The sequence below is a fragment of the Mesorhizobium sp. M0894 genome (assembly GCF_040319725.1).
GTDB lineage: Bacteria > Pseudomonadota > Alphaproteobacteria > Rhizobiales > Rhizobiaceae > Mesorhizobium.
Window position 1 is genome coordinate 1 of record NZ_JAMYOG010000047.1, and the last position, 2664, is coordinate 2664.

At 61.0% G+C, this 2664-nt stretch carries 2 protein-coding genes and 2 pseudogenes; 2 read left to right on the forward strand and 2 right to left on the reverse strand.

The genetic code is table 11. The annotated features are described in order from the left end of the window. Positions 1–240 precede the first annotated feature (240 nt). Positions 241–401: pseudogene (locus tag NKH91_RS32190) on the forward strand (LysR family transcriptional regulator); the annotation flags it as partial. On the opposite strand, the gene NKH91_RS32195 reads toward NKH91_RS32190, so the two are convergent. Further along, positions 388–1593 carry a beta-ketoacyl-[acyl-carrier-protein] synthase family protein gene (locus NKH91_RS32195; protein ID WP_023679610.1) on the reverse strand — a complete coding sequence of 402 codons (1206 nt, stop codon included), beginning with the start codon at positions 1591–1593 and terminating at the stop codon, positions 388–390. The pseudogene NKH91_RS32190 and the gene NKH91_RS32195 overlap by 14 nt on opposite strands. Then, positions 1594–1869, reverse strand: a complete 276-nt coding sequence (locus NKH91_RS32200; RefSeq protein ID WP_023679611.1) for an acyl carrier protein — start codon at positions 1867–1869, stop codon at positions 1594–1596. A 574-nt stretch (positions 1870–2443) separates the two neighbouring features. On the opposite strand from NKH91_RS32200, the pseudogene NKH91_RS32205 reads away from it, so the two are divergent. Then, positions 2444–2545, forward strand: a pseudogene (locus tag NKH91_RS32205) (LysR family transcriptional regulator); the annotation flags it as partial. Positions 2546–2664 lie beyond the last annotated feature (119 nt).

The window sequence follows — 2664 nt, forward strand, 5'->3', positions numbered from 1 at the left end:
ACGACGGCGCGCTTCGAAGCGTCGGCCAAGACAGGCAAGGTCCGCAGGTTCAAGGAGTTCGTTGACGGCGCCCGCGGCGCGGCCGGGCCGGCAGCACTCAGGCGACTATAACGGGCGCAGAGCCGACTCTGCGGCTTCCAGACATTGTCGTGTACAGCTTCAGACCCTCAAGCCGAGCCCGCAGGGCCTCGCTTACCTTTTACGGGGCGGCGGTACGTCCAAGCCGCTTCAACAGTTAAGAATTTCGCAAAGACGATACCCCCCGTCGAGCTTCCGCTGCCACTTCCCGCATTCGCCGAGGCGGTCAATGACCCGCCCTTCACAATAGTTATCCGGCAAGCATCTGGATGCGAGAGATAATGTTGCCGGAGGCATCTCTCATGGCTTCTACACCTGCCTGAACGCCAGAACCGCGTTCGTGCCGCCAAAGGCGAAGGAGTTGCTCAGTGCCACGCGCACCTTGCGCTCGCGTGCCACATTGGGCGTGACGTCGAGATCGCAATCGGGGTCCAGCTCACGATAATTGGCAGTCGGCGGCACGACGCTCTCGCGGATAGCCATCACGCAGGCGATCAACTCGAGCGCGCCGGACGCGCCGAGGCAATGCGCGTGCATGGACTTGGTAGAAGAAATGGACATTGAGAAGGCGTGCTGACCGAAGACGCGCTTGATCGCCGCCGTCTCGATCTGGTCGTTGGCCTTGGTGCCGGTGCCGTGCGCGTTGAGATAGTCGACATCCTCGGCGTCCAGCCTGGCATCGGCAAGGCAGGCCCGCATTGCTGCCTCCGGCCCCTCGACAGTCGGCGCGACGATGTCGGACGCATCGGCGGAAAGGCCGGCACCGGCAATTTCGGCAAGGATGGTGGCGCCCCGAGCCAGGGCATGCTCGTAGCTTTCCAGCACCGCCATGCCGGCGCCTTCACCAAGCGACAGGCCCTGGCGATCGGCCGAGAATGGCCGGCAAGTATCGGGCGAAAGCACGCGGATCGCTTCCCATGCCTTCAGCACACCCCATATGAGCGGCGCTTCGCTGCCGCCGGCAAGCATCACGTCGGCCCGGCCGAGCCTGATCTGGTCCACCGCGCAGGCAATCGCATGGTTTGCCGAGGAACAGGCGGACGTGACGCCGAAGACCGGCCCGCGCAGGCCGAGACTCATGCTGACCTGGCCGGCAGCGGCACCCGGCATCGCCTTGGGTACAGTCAAGAGAGCGGCACGCTTACCGCCCAGAAGGATGGCGCGGTAGGTTTGCTCGATCGCATCCCACCCGCAGCCGCCAACGCCCACCGTCGCACCGAAGCGATAGCTATTTCCCTCTTTGGAGGAAAGTCCGGCCTGACGCATGGCTTCGCGCGCCGCAAGCACAGCGAGCAGGCTGAAGCGGTCCATGGAGATGAGTTGCTTGCCGTCGATGTCATGCTCCGGCAGCGCCTTGATCTCGGCACCGATCCTGACCCTCAATTCATGGAGCTCGGAGTTGACGATTGGGCCGATGGCGGAGCGGCCTTCTCGCATCTCTCTCCAAATGGCGGCGGCGTTGGTCCCAAGCCCGCAAATCCCGCCAATCCCAGTAATCACGACGCGCCTGTCCATTCACACCCCCTTAGCGAGCAAGCTGCGCACGGCTTCCACCATGTCCCCAACATTCTGGAGATCCGACCATGCCTCGGCCGTATTCATCTCGATCTCGATGCCGTAAGCCTGCTCCAGGTCCCAGAGAACGTCCGCCAATCCCAGTGAATCGATACCGAGCGAAGTCAGTCCCGTGGCAGCCGTTATCTCGCCGCCTGTGGCAGGCGCTATGCCGCCCTCCGACGCGGCGCGCTTCTTGATCATGGCGATTATTTCGTTGGCGAGTTGATCTGCCATCTTGTTCCTTTCCAGCTTGTGTTTTCGGCGTCGTTCAAAACCCGAGTCGCGTCGCGTTGCCAAAATTGCCCCTCATAGAGCCTGTGCGACCGACCAAGCCCAATGCCCATAGGAACCGGACGAGTTCCGGCTTCTGCGGCGTCAGCCCGATGACGAAGAAAAGTCGCCGGCCTCCCGCTTTTGCGCCAGCACATCAAGAATCTGCGTGTAAATGGATAGGAACCGTCGTCAAACGTCAGCTAAACGCTGCGACGGTGGGTGCTGTCAGCGTATTCACTCGGCACCTCATATGTAATCGAGATGTTTCATAGCTCCGGACCATTGCGATCAACTATTGTACCGGTCCGCCATTCGTCGGAGAGTTCGCCATGATCGGAGCGCTGCCTCTCATTCCCAGTACAATCTCCACCGCACGCGACAGATTTCCTCTTTCGGGCTCTTCTCAAGGGACTCGCCACGCGATAGAGGCAGTGATCGGCGCACGTGAGGTCCTGCCAAGTCCATGCGACATTCCGGAAAATTGGTAAAATCGTTTGTTTCAATCAAATTCATCCACGCTATGGATAGCTAAGACATGCGTTTCAAAGGGCTCGATCTGAATCTTCTCGTCGTTCTCGACGCGCTGCTGAGCGAGCGCGGCCTCGCGGCGGCGGCACGCCGCATCAACCTAACCAAATTCATGGGGGTTGGTGGACGTGGCGCAAGCCGTTGAAATGACGTAGGATTTGGTTGCTTAAGCCGATCCGAACCATTTCCCGGAGACCACACCCACCATGAACGATCTTGCGCTGCCGC

Coding starts and splice junctions, on each gene's coding strand:
- NKH91_RS32195 (WP_023679610.1), bottom strand. CDS start 1,593: ATGGACAGGCGCGTCGTGATTACTGGGATTGGCGGGATTTGCGGGCTT.
- NKH91_RS32200 (WP_023679611.1), bottom strand. CDS start 1,869: ATGGCAGATCAACTCGCCAACGAAATAATCGCCATGATCAAGAAGCGC.